The organism is Propionicimonas sp., from assembly GCF_047606205.1.
GTDB lineage: Bacteria > Actinomycetota > Actinomycetes > Propionibacteriales > Propionibacteriaceae > Propionicimonas.
In genome coordinates this window covers 1-5,424 of the sequence record NZ_JASGES010000170.1, presented here as the reverse complement: position 1 = coordinate 5,424, position 5,424 = coordinate 1, and the positions used below count along the sequence as shown (strand labels likewise).

Below are 5,424 nucleotides of genomic sequence, written 5' to 3'. Positions count from 1 at the left end.
GGCGGCCCTGACCAGCCGGCGCTCGGCCGCGGACGCGTCCGGCGCCGCCGCCCGGGTCCGACGGACGAGCGCGACCACGGCGGGCAGGACGGCCAGAGCAGTCTGCACGAGCAGGATCACCACGCTGTTCCGCTCGATCCACAGCAGTGTGTTGAAGTTCAGCGAGTTGCGCGGGACGAGCTTCGCCGAGGCGAACTGCTGGTACAGCGGCACGCCCTCCGCGACCAGCGCGATCGCGACGACCAGCGTGGTCAGCAGCCGGCGGGCAAGGGCGGGCACCCGTCCCAGCGACACGGCGGACGTGCCCGCCGCGATCGCGACGGCGGCGATGCCGAGCACGTAGCCGGCGAGGTTGAGCACGGAGGCGCTGTCGTAGAGGCTCGCATTCATGGGCACCACGGCATCGCTGGCCATGGCCAGGGGGATGCCGTGGTAGAGCCCGACCAGCGCCAGGCCGGCGACAGCGGATCCGGTCAGCAGGTGGTTCGCCCGCCCCAGGTCGTGAGTGACGAGGACGCGCGTCGACGGCAGCCACAGCGCGACCAGGAACACCAGCTGGACGACCAGGAGCAGGCTGCCCGTCCACAGGTTGACCGCGGGCAGCCGGACCAGGCTGGTGGTCAGCCGGAGCCAGACGATCACGACCGCGGCGAGCAGGCCGGCGCCGAGACCGCCCGCCGCCAGCCGTCCCACGCGTCGACGCACGGTCGGCGCGTAGGAGCGGTTGGCGATCAGCACCGCCGCGAGCAGGCACAGGGGAAGGGCGAGCTCCGCGGAGGCGGCGAACAGTTTCAGCATGGCAGCGACTCAGAGCTCAGAGGAGCTGGCCGTCCCACTCGAAGTTGTCGAAGGTGACCTTCAGCGGATCGCTCCAGAAGCGTCCCTTGACCCCGCTGGAGTCCTTGCCGGTGTGCAGCATGAAGTCGTCGGCCGGCGACTGGATGGTCAGCTCCACCGTGTAGGTACCGGGATCGAGGGAGATGTTGTTGCCGTAGTGGGGGCCGTCGGAGGCGATCATCGGCATCAGGGTGCCCAGCTCCACCACCTTGCCGGTCGTCTTCTCGGTGAGCTTCGGAGTGATCTTGAGGTACGGCAGGAACTGGTCCGCCTCGAGACCGATGTCCTTGGCGGCATCGGTGGTCTTCACGTCGATCTCGAAGTGCATGTCGGAGTCGGCCGCAGCGGGCATCGCCATCGAGCCCTGTTCGAGATCGACGGCCTGGAAGTAGACCGCGGAGACGACCAGGTAGTCACCGGCCTTCTGCGGACCGGAGTCGCCGACCTCCATCTCCTGGATGCCGACGACGGTCTCGCTGCTGGTCGCGGTCGGCTCGGAGCTGGCGGCCGCCGTCTCCGACGCGCTGGCCTCGGGCGCGGTGGTCTGTGCGGGCGCCCCCGCACAGCCGCTCAACGCCAGGGCAAGGGCGGTGGCGCCGAGAGTGATCTTCCATGGGGTCTTCACTGGGTCAACCTTTCGTTGGGATGGTGGTAGGGGTGGGAGACTCGGTCTCGTCGACCGGCGTCGGGGATTCCTCCCCGGATGCGCGACGGGAGGCGGAACGCCGGAACTGCGTGACCATCAGGCCGACGAGCAATACGGTGACCGCTGCCTGCGCGGCGAGGCTCTCCACCGTCGGGTACAGACCCAGCCAGGTGATCTCGGGGACGCCGTCGACGGGGGTCGAACCCACCAGCATGGCGTCCTGGAACTCCTTCACCGCGCCACCGGTGATGGTGACCGCGAGGAGCGCCATGAACACGGAGGTCCAGCGGAAGAAGGGACGCAGCGGCAGTCGCACGCCGAACACCCGCACGGCGATGAACAGCACGGCCAGGGCGAGCGCGGCCGCGACCAGGCCCGCCCAGACCAGCAGGTGATCGGTGGGTGTCTGGGCGGCGCCGAAGACCGGCACGTAGAACAGGATCGTCTCGCAGCCCTCACGTGCCACGGCGAGGAAGACCACGGCGAACAACGCCCACCGCCCGCCGCCGGACTTCCCCTCGACGGTCTCGCCGATGTAGCGCTGCCAGGCGTCGCCCTCCGACTTCGACAGGATCCAGCTGCTGATGTAGATCAGCATGGCCGCGGCGAGCAGGCCGGTGACGCCCTCGAGGAGCTCCTGCACCATCCCGAGCGCTGCGCTGGTCGTGAGCGCACTGAACAGCACGGCGAGACCGGCGCTCACCGCGACGGCGGCGGCGATGCCGAGGTAGACCCCGCGCAGTTGCTCGCGTCGGCCGGTCTTCACGACATAGGTGACCACGGCCGCTACCACGAGCAGCGCCTCGGCTCCCTCCCGGAGGAGGATCAGGAAGGATGCGAGGAAGCCCGTCCAGCCCAGTGACTCGTTCGCTCCGAGCGCGTCCAGGGCCTTCGCGTCCTCGGTGACCAGGGCGGCGAGCGCCGCCGCGTCCGCGCTCACCAGTTCCGTCTGCGCACCGTCGCGGATGTCGACCCTGAGCGCACGGAAGGCGGCTTCGACCTGTGCCACCCTGCCACTGCTCAGGTAGGAGAGTGTGGCCTTCTCCAGGCCGCCCGCCTCGTAGTGCTCCAGGTAGGCCCGGCTGGCTTCGCTGAGCGCGGTGTCGCGGTCTCCTGCCTGGTACAGCCGGAGTGCCCCGTTCGCGGTGTCGACGATGCTCTGGGCGACCTGGGCCCACCGGTCGGTCACCTGCGGCGCGGCGTTGACGTCATCGACGTCGGTGCGCAGCTGCGCGACGAGCGCGGCGACGCCCTGTTCGATCCGGGACGACGGCACGTCGGTGCGGGCGAGATTCCGCAGGGAGATCAGGTTCTCCCGGAAGGCACTCGCCCGGTCAGCACCCAGGCGGTGCTTGATGTCGTCCTCCAGGCCGCTGACCTGGTACTGCTCGTAGTACGCCTCACGGACGGTCGACTCGACGGCCTTCACGTCGCCCGCGGCGTACTGGTCGGGGATCTGCTCCAGCAACGCGACGATGGAGTCGCTGACCTGCTGCCACTGCTCCTCGGCCGCCGCCGGTGCGGCCGCGAACCACAGGGCCGCGACTGCCAGGGCCAGCGCGGCCAGGCAACCTCGCACACGTCGCGCAACCACGTTCGCTCCTGGGTCAGTTAGGGAAGGCTTGCCTAACCATAGCCCACGACTACGTAATCTTACGCATGCAGTCCAGGTTCACTGGCTGACCCGACGAGAGCGACCCGACCCGGGCGGGCAGGTCCCCGCGAGTTGATCCGGGCGAACTCCACGACGAGCCCAAGGGCTGCACAGCACACCGCACGGCCTTCGTGCCAGGTCGGCGCGGTTCGACCTGTCGCAGAGCGCGCCCGTGGTCGCCTGAGTCGGGTCGTAGGGTGCCGGTGTGTTCGTTGATGTGGAGGCGGTGCTGGACCCGCCACGCCAGGAAGTTCGGGCTCGCTTCCGGATCAGCGAGTACCCGCCTGAACGGTGGTGGCTGCACGACAACCTCGAGATCGTCGGATGCCGCGTCGACGGACAGCCGGCGGAGGCGAGACGGTTCCTGGGCGGGCCGGGCGCTCCGTTCAGCCCGCGCGTGCACCAGATCGAGGTCACGCCGGCGGGTGCGGTTCTGGAGCTGGACGTCGCGGGCGTCATCGGAGGTGTTGAAGCCGAGGTGAACTGCCTGGGCCCGGAGTTGACCGAGCTCGCCCTGTATGTCGGGTGGCATCCGGTGTTCGTGAGCTACCCGTCGTTCGAGTTCACCCTCGACCTGCAACTCCTCGGCGGCGGTCCGGTCGCCGTCAACGCCGTGCGTCTCGAGGATCCCTCCCCTGGCAGGTCGCGCTGGCGAAGCGCCTCCGGCGGCATTGACATCGCCGTGGTGGCCTCCCCGGGGTTCGTGGAGACTCGACACGACCGACTGCCGGTGCGGGCGCTCGCCAACGCGGACCACGGCCCGGCGGCGATCGACCTGGTAAGAGTGGTGGGATCGGCGATGGAGGCGTGCGCGGCGTGGTGGCGGCCAGTGCGCGGCGCGGATGTGGTGATGCTCGCGCTCAGCCCGCGGGAGGGGTGGCCGTACTCACGGTTGCCCCTGATCCTGCTGCCGGGCGGGACCGGGACCACGTCGGAAGCGCTGCACATCGTGCTCCACGAGACCGCCCACCTGTGGTGGCGGGTCGCCCGCCCGCTGTCCGCGGACGACTGGCTCAACGAAGGACTCGCCGAATACGCAGCCAACCGGCTCGCGCGGGATCTGCTGCCTGGCGAGTTCACCCGGGTCCGAACTGCTGCCACGCTGGCCGAACTCGCCGCGCATCCTGACGACGAACCCGTCATCGAGTCCGGCCAAGAGTCACCGGCCAGGCACCGGAACCGCTACCTACGTCCCGCGCTGGCCATCGAGGCCATCGAGCGGCAGGTAGGCGCCGCGGCCCTCGACCGGGTTCTCGCCGCCTGGCTGGACTCCGCATCAGATACCCCACTCAGCACGCCCGCCGCCCTCGCGATCCTCGACCAGCAACTCGGCCCGACCATCGCCACCTGCCTCAGCGACGCGCTCACCACCCCCGGTTGGCAACCCCCGAGCACAGCCGAGTAGTCGTGCCGGAGCGCAGCGAACCGTCCGACTCTGCCGCCGACAACACGGGCTCCCGCTGGCGCAGCTGATGGTCTTCGGGGCGGCTAGTTCGGCGCGGGCGGCGCTTCCGTTCCCCAGCCGTCGAAGATCGCACCGTTCTGCATCGCCAGGACCTCAAAATCGGCGACGAGCACGTCGAGTGCGGCGAGATCGACGCTCGACACCGGTCCGGATGCCTGCACGTGCCAACTCGTCCTGCGGAGCAGGCCCGTCCTTGAGGAGGAGACCCGGCTTACCCAGCCGGCGCGCGTGAGATCGCGGGCGAGTTGCGCGGCTGCCTCCTTGTTGGGTGCGAAGAAGAATCCATCGATCGTGAGCGAGTCACCCGGACGGACGCCCAGGTCGTTCAGTTGCGCCCAGGTCTGCCGGTTCATCTGGAGTTGGTGATCGAGCCCGGAATCCATGCGGGGAGGCTACGCCCACCGATCCCCGATCCACCCGCCAGGCGGCACGGGGTGTCGCCAGCTCATGGCCGCGATCGGGGCGGCCCGCCAAGCGCTCGTTGGCGACCGCGATCGGGTGTCCACCTGCGGCCCATCGCCAGGTTCGGCCCTGTACTGCTGCTTATCAGTCGCCCACGGAGCCGCCGTAGAGCTAGCCGAGCGGCTCAGAATCTCGGGCGAAACGCTCGCATCTACCGCACTGGGAGTGGATTGGTCAGGCGGTTCGCAGCTTGTCAACAAAGCGGCGTTGCGCGTCGGTGTCGGGTACAGGAAGTCCCCGTGCGTGGGAGATGAGATTCCAGGCTTCGTCGGCCGGTACGCCTTCGAGTTGGAGCACAGCCGCTGCCAGTACGGAGGACCTGCCGATGCCGGCACGACAGTGAATGGCGACACCGTGGCC

Annotated in this window: 5 protein-coding genes and 1 pseudogene; 1 reads left to right on the top strand and 5 read right to left on the bottom strand. The window is 69.4% G+C overall.

Features of this window, described 5'->3' with window-relative positions; genetic code table 11:
• The 3 genes and pseudogenes from QM633_RS10615 to QM633_RS10605 all read right to left on the bottom strand — a co-directional run.
• A pseudogene (locus QM633_RS10615) lies at positions 1–798 on the bottom strand (hypothetical protein); the annotation flags it as partial.
• Between the two features lie 16 nt (positions 799–814).
• Entirely contained in the window at positions 815–1,462 is a 648-nt protein-coding gene (locus QM633_RS10610; RefSeq protein WP_415153726.1) for an iron transporter, read from the bottom strand.
• 4 nt (positions 1,463–1,466) lie between these two features.
• Positions 1,467–3,077: an FTR1 family iron permease gene (locus QM633_RS10605; RefSeq protein WP_415153725.1), complete on the bottom strand. Its 1,611-nt coding sequence runs from the start codon at positions 3,075–3,077 to the stop codon at positions 1,467–1,469.
• A 265-nt stretch (positions 3,078–3,342) separates the two neighbouring features.
• Here QM633_RS10605 and QM633_RS10600 point away from each other — a divergent pair, with 265 nt between their 5' ends.
• Positions 3,343–4,542 (top strand): hypothetical protein, encoded by a 1,200-nt coding sequence (locus QM633_RS10600; protein ID WP_415153724.1) that lies wholly within the window; start codon positions 3,343–3,345, stop codon positions 4,540–4,542.
• 83 nt (positions 4,543–4,625) lie between these two features.
• Here the strand turns inward: QM633_RS10600 and QM633_RS10595 are convergent, their stop codons facing one another.
• Positions 4,626–4,985, bottom strand: coding sequence for a ribonuclease E inhibitor RraB (locus tag QM633_RS10595; RefSeq protein ID WP_415153723.1), 360 nt, complete (start codon positions 4,983–4,985; stop codon positions 4,626–4,628).
• Between the two features lie 253 nt (positions 4,986–5,238).
• The coding region (locus tag QM633_RS10590; RefSeq protein ID WP_415153722.1) for a hypothetical protein at positions 5,239–5,424 on the bottom strand (186 nt) is incomplete at its 5' end.

What these genes read in the sequence shown, in the direction of transcription:
- QM633_RS10595 (WP_415153723.1), bottom strand. Translation starts at nt 4,985, where the DNA reads ATGGATTCCGGGCTCGATCACCAACTCCAGATGAACCGGCAGACCTGG.